General features: G+C 73.2%; 16 protein-coding genes. 8 read left to right on the top strand and 8 right to left on the bottom strand.

Annotated features, from left to right (window positions below):
- Nucleotides 1-81 precede the first annotated feature (81 nt).
- The gene (locus OG403_RS09535; protein WP_329563137.1) at nucleotides 82-969 is read left to right on the top strand and encodes an MBL fold metallo-hydrolase; all 888 of its coding nucleotides are present in this window, start codon (nucleotides 82-84) and stop codon (nucleotides 967-969) included.
- 39 nt (nucleotides 970-1,008) lie between these two features.
- On the opposite strand, the gene OG403_RS09530 is transcribed toward OG403_RS09535, so the two are convergent.
- A complete protein-coding gene (locus OG403_RS09530) occupies nucleotides 1,009-1,428 on the bottom strand; it encodes a DUF4345 domain-containing protein (protein WP_329572205.1) in 420 nt (139 codons plus the stop codon).
- A gap of 86 nt (nucleotides 1,429-1,514) precedes the next feature.
- Here OG403_RS09530 and OG403_RS09525 point away from each other — a divergent pair, with 86 nt between their 5' ends.
- From OG403_RS09525 to OG403_RS09515, 3 genes are read left to right on the top strand one after another with little or no spacing between them, the layout of a single operon-like run.
- Nucleotides 1,515-2,132, top strand: a complete 618-nt coding sequence (locus tag OG403_RS09525) for a TetR/AcrR family transcriptional regulator (protein ID WP_329563135.1) — start codon at nucleotides 1,515-1,517, stop codon at nucleotides 2,130-2,132.
- Nucleotides 2,133-2,169: 37 nt separating this feature from the next.
- Nucleotides 2,170-2,550 (top strand): hypothetical protein, encoded by a 381-nt coding sequence (locus OG403_RS09520; RefSeq protein WP_329563133.1) that lies wholly within the window; start codon nucleotides 2,170-2,172, stop codon nucleotides 2,548-2,550.
- Nucleotides 2,551-2,581: 31 nt separating this feature from the next.
- A complete protein-coding gene (locus tag OG403_RS09515; protein WP_329563131.1) occupies nucleotides 2,582-2,806 on the top strand; it encodes a hypothetical protein in 225 nt (74 codons plus the stop codon).
- An 84-nt stretch (nucleotides 2,807-2,890) separates the two neighbouring features.
- Here the strand turns inward: OG403_RS09515 and OG403_RS09510 are convergent, their stop codons facing one another.
- Entirely contained in the window at nucleotides 2,891-3,463 is a 573-nt protein-coding gene (locus tag OG403_RS09510; RefSeq protein ID WP_329563130.1) for a hypothetical protein, read from the bottom strand.
- Nucleotides 3,464-3,573: 110 nt separating this feature from the next.
- Between OG403_RS09510 and OG403_RS09505 the strand changes: the two genes are divergently transcribed.
- The gene (locus OG403_RS09505) at nucleotides 3,574-4,095 is read left to right on the top strand and encodes a PadR family transcriptional regulator (protein ID WP_329563128.1); all 522 of its coding nucleotides are present in this window, start codon (nucleotides 3,574-3,576) and stop codon (nucleotides 4,093-4,095) included.
- Between the two features lie 326 nt (nucleotides 4,096-4,421).
- Here the strand turns inward: OG403_RS09505 and OG403_RS09500 are convergent, their stop codons facing one another.
- Genes OG403_RS09500 through ureA form a run of 3 tightly spaced genes read right to left on the bottom strand, consistent with a single transcriptional unit; the run spans nucleotide 4,422 to nucleotide 7,896 of the window.
- Nucleotides 4,422-5,459, bottom strand: coding sequence for an agmatine deiminase family protein (locus tag OG403_RS09500; RefSeq protein WP_329563126.1), 1,038 nt, complete (start codon nucleotides 5,457-5,459; stop codon nucleotides 4,422-4,424).
- Between the two features lie 29 nt (nucleotides 5,460-5,488).
- Nucleotides 5,489-7,189, bottom strand: a complete 1,701-nt coding sequence (locus OG403_RS09495) for an urease subunit alpha (RefSeq protein ID WP_442910888.1) — start codon at nucleotides 7,187-7,189, stop codon at nucleotides 5,489-5,491.
- Nucleotides 7,186-7,896 (bottom strand): urease subunit gamma, encoded by a 711-nt coding sequence (gene ureA, locus OG403_RS09490; RefSeq protein ID WP_329563124.1) that lies wholly within the window; start codon nucleotides 7,894-7,896, stop codon nucleotides 7,186-7,188. Before ureA ends, OG403_RS09495 begins: the two co-directional genes overlap by 4 nt.
- A gap of 198 nt (nucleotides 7,897-8,094) precedes the next feature.
- On the opposite strand from ureA, the gene OG403_RS09485 reads away from it, so the two are divergent.
- The 3 genes from OG403_RS09485 (at nucleotide 8,095) to OG403_RS09475 (ending at nucleotide 12,125) form a co-directional block, all read left to right on the top strand.
- A complete protein-coding gene (locus OG403_RS09485) occupies nucleotides 8,095-8,895 on the top strand; it encodes a carbonic anhydrase (RefSeq protein ID WP_329563122.1) in 801 nt (266 codons plus the stop codon).
- 187 nt (nucleotides 8,896-9,082) lie between these two features.
- Nucleotides 9,083-9,712 (top strand): ATP-binding protein, encoded by a 630-nt coding sequence (locus OG403_RS09480; protein WP_329563120.1) that lies wholly within the window; start codon nucleotides 9,083-9,085, stop codon nucleotides 9,710-9,712.
- Nucleotides 9,713-9,896: 184 nt separating this feature from the next.
- A complete protein-coding gene (locus OG403_RS09475) occupies nucleotides 9,897-12,125 on the top strand; it encodes an ATP-binding SpoIIE family protein phosphatase (protein WP_329563118.1) in 2,229 nt (742 codons plus the stop codon).
- Between the two features lie 31 nt (nucleotides 12,126-12,156).
- On the opposite strand, the gene OG403_RS09470 is transcribed toward OG403_RS09475, so the two are convergent.
- From OG403_RS09470 to OG403_RS09460, 3 genes are all read right to left on the bottom strand, one after another.
- Entirely contained in the window at nucleotides 12,157-13,170 is a 1,014-nt protein-coding gene (locus tag OG403_RS09470; RefSeq protein WP_329563116.1) for a DUF2637 domain-containing protein, read from the bottom strand.
- Nucleotides 13,171-13,384: 214 nt separating this feature from the next.
- Entirely contained in the window at nucleotides 13,385-13,738 is a 354-nt protein-coding gene (locus OG403_RS09465) for a (2Fe-2S)-binding protein (RefSeq protein ID WP_329563114.1), read from the bottom strand.
- A gap of 123 nt (nucleotides 13,739-13,861) precedes the next feature.
- Nucleotides 13,862-14,719 carry a hypothetical protein gene (locus OG403_RS09460; protein WP_329572201.1) on the bottom strand — a complete coding sequence of 286 codons (858 nt, stop codon included), beginning with the start codon at nucleotides 14,717-14,719 and terminating at the stop codon, nucleotides 13,862-13,864.
- Nucleotides 14,720-14,788 lie beyond the last annotated feature (69 nt).

The following is a 14,788-nucleotide window of genomic DNA, read 5'->3' as shown; positions in this document are numbered from 1 at the left end:
TCCTTTCCGCGCGGTCGCCGCGTTACCACTGAGTGGGAGGCGCGCCCGGTCGTCGGGGCGCCCACGGGAGGGAGCCGCACCATGAACGAGCATGCAGCCGAAGCCGGTTGGTTCGTCGATGACCGCTGCACCAACTGCGATGTCGCCCGCCAGTTGGCCCCCGGGCTGATCGGCGAGGTCGACGGCCACTCGGAGATCCTGCGCCAACCGCGCGACGCGGCCGAGCTCGGGCAGGTGTACGCCGCCGCGCACGCCTGCCCCACCCGGTCGATCCGGCACACCGCCCGGACCCTCGACCCGGCGCTGGACCCGTTCCCGCTCGCGCTGACCGACGACGTCCAGCTCTGCGGCCACAACTCACCGCACCTGGCCGGCGCCAACTCCTACCTGCTGCGCCGCCCGTCCGGCACCCGGATGATGATCGACACGCCCCGCTGGAGCACCGCCCTGGCCAGGCGGTACGAGGCGCCGGGCCCGGTCACCGACGTCCTGCTCACCCACCGCGACCACGCCGCCCACGGCCGCCGCTACGCCGACCACTTCGGCGCCCGTCTGTGGATCCACGAGGACGACCTCGACGCCGCCCCGGACGCTGACCAGATCCTGCGCGGCACCGACCCCGTGGAGATCGCCGACTCCGTGATCGCCCACCCGCTCCCCGGCCACACCCGGGGCAGCGTGCTCTACCTCGCGGACCAGCGGTACTGCTTCAGCGGCGACAGCTTCTACTGGTCGCGCGGCACGGGGGACATCGAGGTGCCCGAGAGCGTTACCTGGTACTCCATCGAGGAGTTGGCCGCCTCGCTGGCCCGCACGGCGGACCTGCTGCACTTCGAGTGGCTGCTGCCGGGCCACGGCGACCGCAAGCACCTCCCGGCGGCGGAGATGGCGCAGCGGATGCGCCAACTGACGCTGCGCAGCGCGACGTTCAAGCAGCAGCCGATCAACTTCGGTGCCGTCCGCTGGTAGTGGGCGGCAGCCAGTGAACCGCGCGGGGCAGTGGCTGGGTCAGAGCACGGGATCGCCGACAACGCGCCGGGTCGATACCCGGCCGGCCCGCTCGTCGGCGTCCGCCAGCCAGAAGTACAGCGGCGGCATCACCAGTTCGATGCTCGTCAACACGACCTGGAACCACTGCGGCCACCCGTGTGCGGCGAGCGACAGCAGCCGCCCGATCCCACCCAGCAGGAACACTCCGGCCAGCCACCGTACGGCGGTTGCCGGGATCGGCGACTGCCGCGCCGCCCAGATCCAGGCGAGCCCGTACCCCGCGAAGATCGCACCGAAGAACCGGTTCAGGCTGTCGACCGTCGCATCGGCCGAGCCCTCGCCCGGTACCGCGCTGTTCCCGAGTGCCAGATGGAACACCCCGATCGCCACGCATGCGACCCCCATCGCCAGGACGAGCCACCTGAGAACTCTGGCCATGATCTGACCCTCCATCAACTATTAGTGGACACGCGTCTACTAGCAGTCTCCTCGTCAGTAGACGTGTGTCAAGTAGTCTTCTCCCCGTGTCTCCCCGCCAACGCCTCAGTCCGGCCGAGCGCCGCGCCCAGCTCCTCGCCGTCGGCGCGCAGTTCTTCGCCGCGCACCCGTACGACGACGTGCTGATGGAGGACATCGCCGAGCAGGCCGGCGTCTCCCGCGCGCTGCTCTACCGCTACTTCCCCGGCAAGCGCCAACTCTTCGCCGCCCTCTACCAGCAGGCCGCCGACCGGCTGTTGGAGCAGGTCCCGCTGAATCCGGCGGCCGGTGACGTGTGGGAACAGCTCACGGCCGGCCTCGACGTGCACCTCGACTACTTCATCGCCAACCGCCATACCGTCCTCGCGGCGAACCGCGTGCTGGCCGGCGACCCGGTGGTCCAGACCGTCATCAACGAGGAGTTGGACGTCCTGCGCAGCCGGCTCCTCGATGTGCTCCCGCTCCCGCTCGCGGACGAGGCCGTCCGGGCGGCCGTGTCAGCCGTCCTGAAGAGCTGGCTGGTGTTCGTCCGGGTGCTCTGCGTGGACTGGCTCAGCACGGAGACCTGCACCCGCACGGAACTGCGCGACACCTGCGTCGGCGCCCTGCTGGGGGCGCTGCGCCCGCTGCTCGCCGCCGATTCCGCAGCCGGTTGGCCGAGTTAGTCGAGCGCGCTCCCGGCATTCACTCGAGTGGGTAGGAATGACATTCTCGCCGTTTGCCGAGAAAACGACCGGGCACAGTCCACCACAAGGGGGTCCCACCCAGCCGGCGTGCTTCAAGAAAGGCATCGCAGTGGCGAATCTGACGCACCGGTGGACGGGCACGGTTGCCCTGGCTGCCAACAGCGAGACGTCATTCAACACGTGGTACACGGACGTTCAGGTCGTCCAGGCCGCCAGCTTCAACGCGCGGGCCGTCGGGATCACCGAGATCCCCGCCAACGACACCGCACTTGAGATCGTGCAGGACGCCACGGACTGGAATCTCAGCATCAGTCCGCCGACGCAGTGGACCTTGACGATCCGCAGCACCGGTGACCCCTGCGATTTCATCGTCAGCTCGATCATGGTCGATCAGTGAGTCGTCGAGCAGTGAGCCAAGGAGGAGAATGATGCGGGTTCACGTGGCTTACGAGCAGGACGGACGTATCGTCGCGCTCGCGGAAATCGAGGATCAGCCCGCCGGAAACATGGTCATCCGCCCGGTGGCCGGCGGCGGTCGAAGCGTCGTCGAGGCCGAAGTTCCCACCGAATACGCCGACTTCTCGCTGGCCGGCCTGATCGACCGCCTTCGCGTGGACACCGGCGCGGCGACCCCGACCCTCATCGCCAGGTAACCGCCCCGGACGGGCCGTCACCCACCGAGTGACGGCCCGTCAAAGTCTGTGCGGTGCAACCCTCATGGCACGCGGCCCCGACGCCTACGAGGATGCCGGGTCCGGGCCCACCGCCGCCCGCTCCGCGGCGGCCTGGGCGCGCGCGACGTACTTGCCCGAGAACACGAACGGGATCACGAAGGCGAGTACCTGCACGGCGGTGAGCGGCACGGTGGCGGAGTGGGCGTAGCCGACGATGACGGCGCAGGCGATCGCCGCACCGGCGAAAGCGGCCCCCCACGCGCTGGTCAGAACCTTGTTGACGTGGATGAAGCGCGGGGCGTTCCAGTGCTCCTGGGGGACCTGGGTGCGGGCGATGGAGAGGGTGAAGGGCTTGCCGACGGCGAGCGAGCCGAGCGCCATGACCGCCAGGGTCGCGTTGGCCAGGGCGCAGGTCCATCGGTGCAGGCCTGACGTGGGGTCGGCCACCGCGATCACGGCCATCACCACGAAGAAGCCGCAGGTGGCGGTGGACAGCAGGTCGGCGCCCTGCTTTCGCCGCGCGTCGACGAGCAGCAGCACGGCGACGGTGGCCGCCGTGCACATTCCCAGGCGCCAGTCGAAGGCGCTCAGTGCCGCGTAGCAGATCCAGGGGGCGAAACCGCGGAGGTAGTTCACCGCGACGGTCTCCTCTCGGAGTGACATTCCAATGTTGGACGGTCCAAGAATGACCTGTCATGGATGCTCTGTCCAGCCTTGACGTGTCAGCTCGGTAGTAGAGTGGCCGCATGAGCCTGCGCCACGCCGTCCTGGGCCTGCTGGTCGAGACGCCCAGCAGCGGATACGACCTGCTCAAGCGCTTCGAGTCCTCGCTCGCCTTCGTCTGGCCCGCGAAGCAGAGCCAGGTCTACGGCGAGCTCGCCAAGCTGAGCGAGGCCGGCCTGATCGAGGTCACCGGTACCGGCGCCCGCAACCGCCGCGAGTACGGCATCACCGAGGCGGGCCGCGCCGAACTGCGGGAGTGGCTGACCGGCCCCGGCGCCGAAAGTGCCTACCGCAGCGCCGCGCTCCTGCGCGTCTTCTTCCTGTGGACGCTGCCGCGCGAGGAAGGCGCCGCGTATCTCAAGGAGTTCGCCCGCCGCAACCAGGAACGCCACGCGGGCCTGGAGCGCCTGCGTGACGAGGCGCAGTGGGCCGGCGACCCGGTCCAGGTCTGCGAGTGGCTGGCCCTGGAGTTCGGGATCCGCAGCTCCCAGTCCGCGGGGGAATGGGCGGACTGGGCGGCCGAGCAGCTGACCGAGCACCTGTAGGCGGCGGTCGGCCCGTTCGCGCCGATATCGCAGGCCGCTTCCAACCGGCCTTGCTCGGACGGGGGCGACTGAGCCGGGCTCGGTGAGCGGGAGCGTCGGCTGTCCCGGTTCGCTGCGCACGGCATCGGGACGCGCCCTGACCTGCGAGGTGTCAGGCCCGGCGGTGACTCCGGTGGCCGGCCGGGGCCGTCCCGCCGGCGGCGGGGACGGCGGGGACGGCGGTGTCGTGGCCGCCGATGGCGAGCACGCCGCCGAGCGTCATGTCGCCCGGCGAGCGCGCGCCGTTGGGGCACCCGAGGCGGGGGCACCCAGTCGGAATCGACTTGTCACGCCTTCGGCTGCTGCTGCGTGATGCAATGAATGCCGCCGCCGTTGGCGAAGATCTCGCGGGCGTCGACCAGTTCGACCTTGCGGCCGGGGAAGGCCTCGGCCAGGATCTCGGCGGCCTGCTGGTCGCGCGGGTCGTCGAAGGCGCAGAGGATGACGGCGCCGTTGGCGACGTAGTGGTTGATGTAGGAGTAGTCGACCGGTTCGCCGTCCTCGTCGTGCAGCACGGTGGGGGCCGGGACCTCGATGACCTCCAGGGGGCGGCCCTTGGCGTCGGTGGCGGCGCGCAGGGTGGCGACGAGGTCCTGGCAGACGGTGTGGTCGGGGTGGGCCGGGTCGGGCTGGACGTGGGCGAGGACGACGCCGGGGCGGACGAAGGAGGCGACGATGTCGATGTGGCCGCGGGTGCCGAACTCGTCGTAGTCGCGGGTGAGTCCGCGCGGCAGCCAGATCGCCTTCGTGGTGCCCAGGTGGGCGTGCAGTTCGGCCTCGACCTGCTCCTTGGTCCAGTCGGCGTTGCGGCCCTCGCCGAGTTGGACGGTCTCGGTGACCAGCACCGTGCCCTCGCCGTCCACGTGGATGCCGCCGCCCTCGTTGATCAGGCGGGAGGCGAAGCGCTGGACGCCGGCCAACTCGCTGATGTGCTCGGCGATGTGCTGGTCGTGCTCCCAACTGGCCCAGGACTGGGCGCCCCAGCCGTTGAAGATCCAGTCGGCGGCGGCCAGCGAACCCCGGCCGTCGGTCAGGAAGCTGGGGCCGATGTCCCGCATCCACGCGTCGTCCAGCGGGCGTTCGACGATCTCCACCTCGGCTTCGACGTACTCGCGGGCGGCCGAGGTCTCGCCGAGGTTGACCACCAGCGTCACCGGCTCGTAGCGGACGATGGTGTTGGCGACCTTCGCCCAGGCGAGCCGGGCGGCATGCAGGTTCTCGGGGGTGTCGAAGGTCTGGTTCGCGGTGGGGAAGGCCATCCAGGTGCGCTCGTGCGGGTGCCATTCGGCGGGCATCGAGTAGCCGAGCGATGCGGGGGTGGTCATGGCGGCAAGTCCTCGGGGGTGGGAGGGGGTTACAGGAAGTAGAGGCGGCTGAGCGAGACGCTCTCGGAGGGCTCGGAGCGCAGGGGTTCGCCGTCCAGCGAGACGAGTCCGGTGCCGGCATCCACGCCGACCTGGCCGGTGCGGGCGTTGCGGACCATGTCGCCGGGGCCGATGCCGCGGGTGCCCCGGACGCCGACCCGCCGCCTGCGGGTGGGGAGTTGGTCGCCGTTGTGGATGGCGGCCTGGGCGACGAAGGCGACCGAGAGGTCGGCGGCGGTGGCGCCGTGGGCGCCGAACTGGGGGCCGAGGACCAGGGGTTCGCAGCGGTCGGTGGAGGCGTTGGGGTCGCCGACCACGCCGTAGGCGGGGAAGCCGGCCTTGAGGACGAGCTGCGGCTTGGCGCCGAAGTGGTCGGGGCGCCACAGCACGATGTCCGCGAGTTTGCCGGTCTCGATGGAGCCGACCTCGTGGGCCAGTCCGTGGGCGATGGCGGGGTTGATGGTGAGTTTGGCGATGTAGCGCAGTACCCGCTCGTTGTCGTCGCCGCTCTCCCGGGTGCCGAACGAGCCGTCCAGTGGGCCGCGTTCGGCTTTCATCTTGCCGGCCATGGCGAAGGTGCGGCGCACGGTTTCGCCGGCCCGGCCCATGCCCTGGGCGTCGGAGGAGGTGATGCCGATCAGGCCGAGGTCGTGCAGGACGCCTTCGGCGCCCATGGTGCCGGCCCGGATCCGGTCGCGGGCCATCGCCGCGTCGCCGGGCAGGTCGGGTTTGAGGTCGTGGGCGGAGATGATCATGCCGGCGGCCTCGGTGAGGGCGTCGCGGCCGAACGGCAGGGTGGGGTTGGTGGAGGAGCCGATGACGTTGGCGACGCCGGCCATCTTGAGGACGTTGGGGACGTGTCCGCCGCCGCAGCCCTCGATGTGGAAGGCGTGGATGGTGCGGCCTTCGAGGACGGCGAGGGTGTCCTCGACGGATAGGCATTCGTTGAGGCCGTCGGTGTGCAGGGCGACTTGGACGTCGTGGTCCTCGGCGACGCGCAGTGCGGTGTCCAGGGCGCGGGTGTGGGCGCCCATGTCCTCGTGGACCTTGAAGCCGCTGGCGCCGCCCTCGGCCAGGGCCTCGACCAGCGGGCCGGGGTCGGAGGACGAACCCCGGGCGAGGAAGCCGATGTTGACCGGCCAGGCGTCGAAGGCGTTGAAGGCGTGCCGCAGCGCCCAGGGGGAGTTGACGCCGACGCCCCAGACGGGGCCGAACTCCTGGCCGATGATGGTGGTGACGCCGGAGGCGAGCGAGGCCTCCATGATGCGGGGCGAGAGCAGGTGGACGTGGGTGTCGATGGCGCCGGCGGTGGCGATGAGGCCTTCGCCGGAGACGATGGTGGTGCCGGTGCCGACCACCACCTCCACGCCGTCCATGGTGTCGGGGTTGCCGGCGCGGCCGATGGCGGTGATCCGGCCGGCGGTCAGGCCGATGGAGGTCTTGATGATGCCCTGGACGGCGTCGATCACCAGCACGTTGCTGATGACGATGTCGCAGGTCTCACGGACGGTGGCGGCCTTGAGGTGCAGGCCGTCGCGGGCGGTCTTGCCGAAGCCGGCCAGGAACTCGTCGCCGGGGGCCTGGGAGTCGGACTCGACCCGGACGATCAGCCCGGAGTCGCCGAGCCGGATCCGGTCGCCCGCCCGGGGTCCGTGCACCGAGATGTAGTCGTGCGGGGAGATCGCGGTCACGAGTCCACCTCCGTGTTGTCGAAGTTGATCAGGTAACCGGTGGCGCGGGCCTTCGCCAGCGCCGCCTCGCGGGCGCCGGGGGCGTCGAGGGGGCCGTCGACCAGGCCGGCGAAGCCGATGGCGATCCGGTCGCCGGCGATCGGGGCCAGGCCGACCTCGACCACCGCGCCGGGGTCGAAGCGGACCGAGGAGCCGGCCGGGACGGCGAGGCGGGTGCCGTAGGCGGCGGCGCGGTCGAAGGCCAGGCGGGGGTTGACCTCGAAGAAGTGGAAGTGCGAGGTGACCGAGATGGGCACCGCCGAGGTGTTGTGGACGGAGAGCACCACGGTCTCCTCGATCGGGTCGTAGCCCGTGCCGGGGCCGGGCAGGGCGGCGCCGGGGCCGTCCTCGCCGAGTGAACCGGCGCCCTGGAAGGGGTCGTTGACCACGGCCAGCCGGGTGCCGTCGTCGAAGACGGCCTCGACCTGGATCACGGTCACCACGTCGGGCACGCCGGGCAGTACGTCGTCGGCGCTCAGCACGGTTCGTCCGGCCTCGATCGCCTCGGCCAGCCGCAGGCCGTCGCGGGCCGCCTCGCAGACGGTGTCGGCGATCAGTGCGGTGGCCTCGGGCACGTTCAGCCGGCAGCCTCGGGCGCGGCGGGCGCGGGCCAGTTCGGCGGCCGTGAAGATCAGCAGCCGGTCCCGTTCGGTGGGGGTGAGTCGCACGATGCCTCGCTCGCGATAACCGGGGGAAGGAGAGGGATGCGTTCGTGAGTTAGAACGGCGTTCAAATATCTGCTGGCCATTGAACCTGGATCGGATCGCCGTGTCCAGCCTTGCCCGGGTTGCGGTGTTCTGCGATTCGGGTGACCGGCGGGGGTGTCACTCGTTGAGCGGTGGAGGGCGCTGCGGAAGGTGCCGAGGGTGCCGAGGGTGCGGGGGCAGGAGCGGGCCGGGGCGGATCGGCTGGAGGTGGCACGGGTGCGGCGACGGACGATGCTGGCGGCGGGCGCGCTCGGCGTGCTGCCCGCCGGGGCGGCGGCGCGGGCCGGGGCGCGGGTGGCGGGCAGCGCGCGAGCGGTGGGGACCGGGCTGCCCGACGGCGGTGCGGCCCAGGCGCTGGCCCGGCTGCGGGCGGGCAACGATCGCTGGGTGCGCGGACAGGCCAGTCGGCCGGACGCCTCGCCGGACCGGCGGCGGGAGCTGGCAGGCGGCCAGGCGCCGTTCGCGGTGGTCTTCGCCTGCATCGACTCCCGGGTCCCGCCGGAGCTGGTCTTCGACCAGGGGCTCGGCGACCTGCTGGTGGTCCGCACCGCCGCGCACACCTTCGACCCGCTGGTCGCCGGCAGCCTGGAGTACGGCCCGGCCGAGCTGGCCACCCCGCTGCTGCTGGTGCTCGGGCACCAGCGCTGCGGCGCGGTCACCGCCGCCGTCCGCTCGCTGCACGACGGCGCGCCGCTGCCGGGGCGGCTCGCCCAGGTGGCGCGCTGCCTGCGGGCGCCGTATCAGTCGGTGCTGGCGGCGGGCGGTCCCGGTGCGGCGGCGCCGGCCGGCCCGGAACTGGTGGAAGCGGTGGTGCGGGAACAGACCCGGCAGACCGTGGCCCGGCTGCGCGGCGACGAACTGCTCGCTCCCGCGGTGGCCGCCGGACGGCTGGCGGTGTGCGGCGGGTACTACGCGCTGGACAGCGGAGCGGTCGACTTCGGGGTCTGCCCCGCGTCCTGACCGAAGTGATCGGGTCGTACTGATCGAACGGTCGCCGCAGCGCCGCCGGACGGCGGGTATTGACAAGCTGTCAGCAGACTGCGCGCCGTGAGCCCCCCGTGCACCTCAGTTGACGTTTCGCGCACCGTTGCGACCAAGGGCGAGCCGGACTCACGATAGATCGGAGCACAGCAGGGGGGCGGAGCTGATGGAACGTCAACAGCGCTTCGGGGCCGGGACGGACGCGCGCCCGAACGCGACTGCGAACCTGGACGCGGACCCGAACGCGAATCGGAGCACGGACCCGAACGTGGACCTCGACACCGCAGCACTCGACACCGCAGCACTCGACACGACGGACCTCGACACGGCGGACCTCGACACGGCGGACCTCGACACGACGGACCTCGACGCCGAAGACGCCGGACGGGCCGCCGCCGAGCAGCACGGGCCGGACCGCCGGTTGCACGCCGCCTTCGCCCCCGCCGACCTGGCGGCGATCGCCCCGCTGCGCGCCGCCCTGCGCGGGGCGCTGGCCGACTGGGACGTGCCCGCGCTGGCCGACACCGCCGAGCTGCTCGCCACCGAGCTGGTCGCCAACGCGCTGCAGCACACCTCGGCCGGCGCGGTGCTGGACGCGGTGCTCGGCGCCGACCTGCGGCTGCGGGTCGAGGTGCGGGACGGGGACGGCCGGCTGCCCCGACCGCGCCGGGCGACCGAGACGGAGACCGACGGGCGGGGCCTGGTGCTGGTCGAGGCGCTGGCGGACGCCTGGGGCGTGCGGCTGCGGGCCGAGGGCAAGACCACCTGGTTCGAACTGGCGGCGCGGCGGTCGTGACGCGTGATCCGGGGAGCCGCCGCGAACGTTCCGGGCACGTTACGCGCAGGCCGACCGGGCATTATTGCCGGGTGGTCGAACATTCGACAGGATAGTGAGAATGTGTGTCCGGACCAGGCGCCCCACCCTCGTGGCGCCAGCCGGCAGCACACCCACCGACGGACCCGGCAGGGGCAGGAGAACCATGGCGACTGAGCCCGAGCCGCAGGGACGTGCACGCCTTCCACTCGGCCCGCAGGCCCAGGGCGGTCGGCGTGCCGGCACCCGCGGCAGCAGCCAGGCGGGCGGCCGGGTCGCCGCACCCGTGGCGCTGCCCTCCGTGCAGAGCCTGCCGGAACGCACCGGTGACTCCACCCCGGAGTGGCTGGAGCCGGCGATGGCCGCCAACGGCATCGGCTCCTTCGACTGGGACATCCGCCGCGACCTGATCGAGGCCGACCAGCGCGCCTGCGGCTTCATGGGCGTGCGCGGTCGCACCACCGAGGTCAGGTCCGAGGACTTCCTCGCGCTGCTGCACCCCGAGGACGCGCCGGTGGTGCGCCGCCGGGTCGAGCGCGCGGTGGCCGAGCTGGGCCAGTGCGGCGCCTACTACCGCACCGTCTTCCCCGGTGGCGAGCTGCACGCCGTCCGGTTCCGCGGCCGGGTGCTGGCCGACGCCTTCGGTCGGCCCTCGCGGATGGTCGGCTTCGTCTGGGACGCCACCGCCGAGCTGCACAAGCGGGAGGACGCGGGGCGGCAGGCGGCCCTGCGCGAGGAGCGCTCGCGCTTCATCAAGGAGGCCGCCCGGGCGCTCTCCGAGGCTGTCACGGTGCGGGACGTGGCCCGGGTCTTCACCGAGCTGCCGCTGCCCGGCCTGCCGCCGGACGGCCTGGTGCTGGCCTCGATGGAGGCCGGCCGGCTGCAGATCCTGGGCGCCAGCGGCTACCGCCAGGAGGACATGGTCGCCTACGACCGGATGCCGCTGGAGCCGTTCCAGCCCGCCGCCGAGGCGATCCGCAACCGGCTGCCGCTCTTCCTGGCCAGCCAGGACGAGTACCGCGAGCGGTTCCCGCAGGCCTGGCCGCGGGTGATCGGCACCGGGCGCAGCGCCTGGGCCTACCTGCCGCTGGTGGTCAGCGGCCGGGTGATCGGCCTGTGCCTGGTGAGCTTCGACGACTCGCGCGAGCTGGACGCCGACGAGCGCACCCTGCTCTCCACCCTGGGCGGCCTGGTCGCCCAGTCGCTGGCCCGGGCCCGGCTGCACGACGCCGAGCACGAGCTGGCGGCCGGCCTGCAGCGGGTGATGCTGCCGCGCACCGTGCCGGCCGTGCCGGGGGTGACCACCGCGGTGCGCTACCTGCCGGCCGGCTCCGGGCTACAGATCGGCGGCGACTGGTACGACGTGGTGCCGCTGCCCGGCGGGCACGTCGGCCTGGTGATCGGCGACGTGCAGGGCCACGACGTGCACGCGGCCGGGATCATGGGGCAGCTGCGGATCGCGCTGCGCGCCTACGCCGCCGAGGGGCACCCGCCGGCCGCCGTGATGGCCCGGGCCTCGCGCTTCCTGGCCGACCTGGACACCGACCACTTCGCCACCTGCACCTACGCCGAGGTCAACGTCGACTACGGCGTGGTCTACGCGGTCCGGGCCGGGCACCTGGACCCGGTGGTGCGCCGGGCGGACGGCACCAGCACCGTGCAGAGCGTGGTCGGCGGGCTGCCGCTGGGCATCGGCGCCGACCAGGAGTACCAGGTCACCCGGTTCAGCCTGGACCCGGGCGAGACCGTGGTGCTCTGCACGGACGGCCTGGTCGAGTCACGCGCGATGGACCTGGACACCGGGATGGCCCGGCTCTGCGAGGCGGTGGCCGGCGAACTGCCGGTCACGGCCGACGGCGGCACGGCCGACCCGATCGAGGAACTCGCCGACCGGATCGCCGCCCGGGCCGCCGACTCCGCCGAGCGCGAGGACGACATCGCGCTGCTGCTGCTCCGCTGGGACGGCCCCGAAGGCGGGTTGGCGGCCCAGCAGCTGCGCCGCCGGATCGGGCAGGCCGACCTGGCCCGGGTCTCCGAGCTGCGCGGCGAACTGCGGGACGCGCTGCGCCGCTGGGGCGTGTCCGAGCTGATCGACACCGCCGAACTGCTCGCCTCGGAGCTGGTCACCAACGCGATCCGGCACACCGACCGGGACGCGATGTTCACCGCCCGCCTCTACCGCGAGGACGCCCGTGAGCCGCGGCTGCGGATCGAGGTCGAGGACGAGTCCGACCTGTGGCCCAAGCGGCGCACCCCGGGGGAGCAGGCATCCTCCGGGCGCGGCCTGATGCTGGTCGAGGCGCTCGCGGACGCCTGGGGCGTGGAGCCGCGCGGGTCAGGCAAGCGGATGTGGTTCGAGCTGTCGGCGCTCGCGGCGGCGGGGCAGGCGGCCTGAGCCCGCCGCCTGCCTCCGTGACCGGTCGGTCCTAGCCGAACTGCCGCTCCAGGTCCTTGAGTTTCTGCTCCAGCGAGTCGAGCCGGGGCAGCGTCATGGTGTCCTCGTCGGTGCTGAGGTCGATGGTCCGCCGCCCCGGGCGGGTCGGCAGGCCGGGCGCGGTGCTGCTCTCGGCGGCGGGAGCCGGTGCTATCGCGGGCTCCGTGCCGCCGCCGGCGGGCTCCAGCTGGCGGGCGGCGGCGCCGGCGCGGGACCGGCCCCAGCCGCTGTGGGCCCGGTTGATCGCGCGGATCTCGGCCCGCTCGCGGCGGCTGGCGAGCCGCTGGCGCTCCCGGTTGACCACGGCCTCCCGCTTGGTGTCGCGGACCTCCTCGACCGCCTCGTCCAGGCTGCGGACGCCTTCGAGCAGCATCAGCGACCAGGCCGCGTAGGTCTCCAGCGGCGCGCGCAGCCAGCGCACGATCCGGATCTGCGGCAGCGGCCTGGGCACCAGTCCCTGCTCGCGCAGCGCCGCCCGGCGGGTCTGCTTCAGCGCCCGGTCGAAGAGCACCGCGGCCGACAGCGACATCCCGGCGAAGAACTGCGGGGCGCCGTCGTGGCCGCCGCCGCGCGGCGCGTGCACCCAGTTGAACCAGGCCGAGGCGCCGGCGAAGAGCCAGACCAGCAGGCGCGAGCCGAGCGCGGCGTCGCCGTGGCTGGCCTCGCGGACGGCGAGCACGGAGCAGAACATCGCGGCGCCGTCCAGGCCGAACGGGACCAGGTACTCCCAGCCGCCGGACAGGCCCAGGTTCTGGGTGCCGAAGCCGACCAGGCCGTGGAAGGAGAGCGCGGCGGCGACGGCCGCGCAGCAGAAGAGCAGGGTGTAGGAGGCGCCGCCGTAGAGCGACTCCTTGCGGCGCCGCCGCTCCTCGGTGCGCTCCCAGGAGTCCGTGCCGTGCGCGGCGGTCGCACCCCTGCTGCGCAGGAAGGCCAGCAGCAGGGCGCCCGGCAGCAGGACGGCGACGGCGGCCATGGCCCAGCCCAGTGGTATGTCCGACAGTTTCATGGTGCTGGACCAGCCTCGCTCTCTCGGCGTGCGGGATGGCGCGGGGGCCACCCGAAGGAGGTTCATCATGGCCGATGGTGCTCCGCCGCGTGGGCGCTTTGGGGGTAAATACACTGGAGAGAGCGGAGACTGACGTTTCGTCAGGATGATGGTATGACCGGCACCGCCGGTGGGTGGTCCGACGGTGGGACGGGCCGACGGCGGGACGGGCCGCTCAGTGGCAGGCGCGCGGGCAGCCGGCGCACGGTTCCCCGGGGCGCACCGTGTAGTAGAGGCAGCAGCTCACCCGGGTGCGCAGCGGAGTCGGCGGGCCGGCGGGGCGGCTCGGCCGGGCGAGCCGGAACGCGGCGGCTCCGCCGAACGGTGCGTTGTCCGCGTCCTCGGGCAGCAGCGCGGCCAGCGCGGCCAGCGCGCGGGTCTCCTGGCCGAGCAGTCCGGCGGCGGCGCGGTGCTGGATCCGCAGGTCGGGGAAGACCTGGGCGAACGCGGTGTAGGCGCCGGTGAACGGGGGAGCCGGGGGCGGGTACGGGGTGGCGCACTCGGTCACGGCGAGGCCCCATCGGGTCATGGCGGAAGGACGGTGGGGTGCACAACACCCCACCGTCCTCAGGTTAGCCTCACCTTAGCTGACGGGCCGTCGGCGCTCCCCCAGCCGCGTCCGTCCGGGGGGTCCCGCCCACCTGCGGGCCGGTCAGGCCGCCCCCGCCGCGCCACGGGTGCGGGGCACGCCGGGGCGGGCGCTCGGCGGCGCGCCGCGCGGGGCGCCCGGGGGACCGCCGGGGCTGCCGGTGTCGCCGTCCTCACCCAGTCGGCCCACCAGCCAGACCGGCACACCCCCCAGCGCCTGCACCAGCCGTCCGGCCTCGGCCCGCAGCCGCCGTGCCTCAGCCGGCTCCGAGACCTCGGCCAGGGCCGCCAGGGCCGGCGCCACACCCACCATGAAGCCCAGCTCCTCGCGCAGCCGCAGTGAGGCGGCGAAGCCCTCGCGGGCCCGCACCCGGTCGCCGCCGGCCAGCGCGAGGGCGGCCAGGTGCCGCCAGGTGGCGGACGCGAGCAGGGTGTCGCCGTGCGCCAACGCCCCGTCGTGGGCCCGGCGGTAGGCGATCCAGGCGGCGGTCTGGTCACGCAGCAGGTTCTCCGCGACCAGCCCGCGCCGGAAGTCCAGCAGCGGCCGCCCCGGCGCGCTCGGCGGCAGCAGCGCGGAGGTCCGGCCGAGTGCGGCCTGCGCCTCGTCCAGCCGGTCGCGCGGCCCGAGCACGCTGCCCAGGTAGGCCAGGAAGCCGCGCGCGCAGGCCGCCGCCGCGCGCTGCTCGGTGCTGGTCACCCCGGCCTCGGCGAGCCGCAGCGCGGACTCCGCCTGGTCCCAGTGGTCGGCGGTGAACAGGCACTGCTCGATCAGTAACTCGGCCCGCACCAGGGCGGTTCGGGCGTCCCGTTCGGCGCTGCGGCCGAGCAGTTCGGCGGCCTCCTGCCAGCAGGCCCGCGAGCGCAGCCGCCACACGGTGCCGCTGGTGATCTCGTCGAGCGGGCCGTCGGCTCCCGGATGCAGCCCCCCGCCGTGCGGTGGCACCCCCGGCGGCCCCCCGGGCGGCTTGGCCCCGGCGCCCCCTGGTCTGCC

It is taken from the genome of Kitasatospora sp. NBC_01266 (assembly GCF_036242395.1).
Lineage (GTDB): Bacteria > Actinomycetota > Actinomycetes > Streptomycetales > Streptomycetaceae > Kitasatospora.
This window is presented reverse-complemented; position numbering and strand designations above follow the sequence as displayed.

Coding starts and splice junctions, on each gene's coding strand:
- OG403_RS09465 (WP_329563114.1), bottom strand. CDS start 13,738: ATGACCCGATGGGGCCTCGCCGTGACCGAGTGCGCCACCCCGTACCCG.
- OG403_RS09535 (WP_329563137.1), top strand. CDS start 82: ATGAACGAGCATGCAGCCGAAGCCGGTTGGTTCGTCGATGACCGCTGC.
- OG403_RS09475 (WP_329563118.1), top strand. CDS start 9,897: ATGGCGACTGAGCCCGAGCCGCAGGGACGTGCACGCCTTCCACTCGGC.
- OG403_RS09500 (WP_329563126.1), bottom strand. CDS start 5,459: ATGACCACCCCCGCATCGCTCGGCTACTCGATGCCCGCCGAATGGCAC.
- OG403_RS09520 (WP_329563133.1), top strand. CDS start 2,170: ATGACATTCTCGCCGTTTGCCGAGAAAACGACCGGGCACAGTCCACCA.
- OG403_RS09505 (WP_329563128.1), top strand. CDS start 3,574: ATGAGCCTGCGCCACGCCGTCCTGGGCCTGCTGGTCGAGACGCCCAGC.
- OG403_RS09480 (WP_329563120.1), top strand. CDS start 9,083: ATGGAACGTCAACAGCGCTTCGGGGCCGGGACGGACGCGCGCCCGAAC.
- OG403_RS09530 (WP_329572205.1), bottom strand. CDS start 1,428: ATGGCCAGAGTTCTCAGGTGGCTCGTCCTGGCGATGGGGGTCGCATGC.
- OG403_RS09515 (WP_329563131.1), top strand. CDS start 2,582: ATGCGGGTTCACGTGGCTTACGAGCAGGACGGACGTATCGTCGCGCTC.
- OG403_RS09470 (WP_329563116.1), bottom strand. CDS start 13,170: ATGAAACTGTCGGACATACCACTGGGCTGGGCCATGGCCGCCGTCGCC.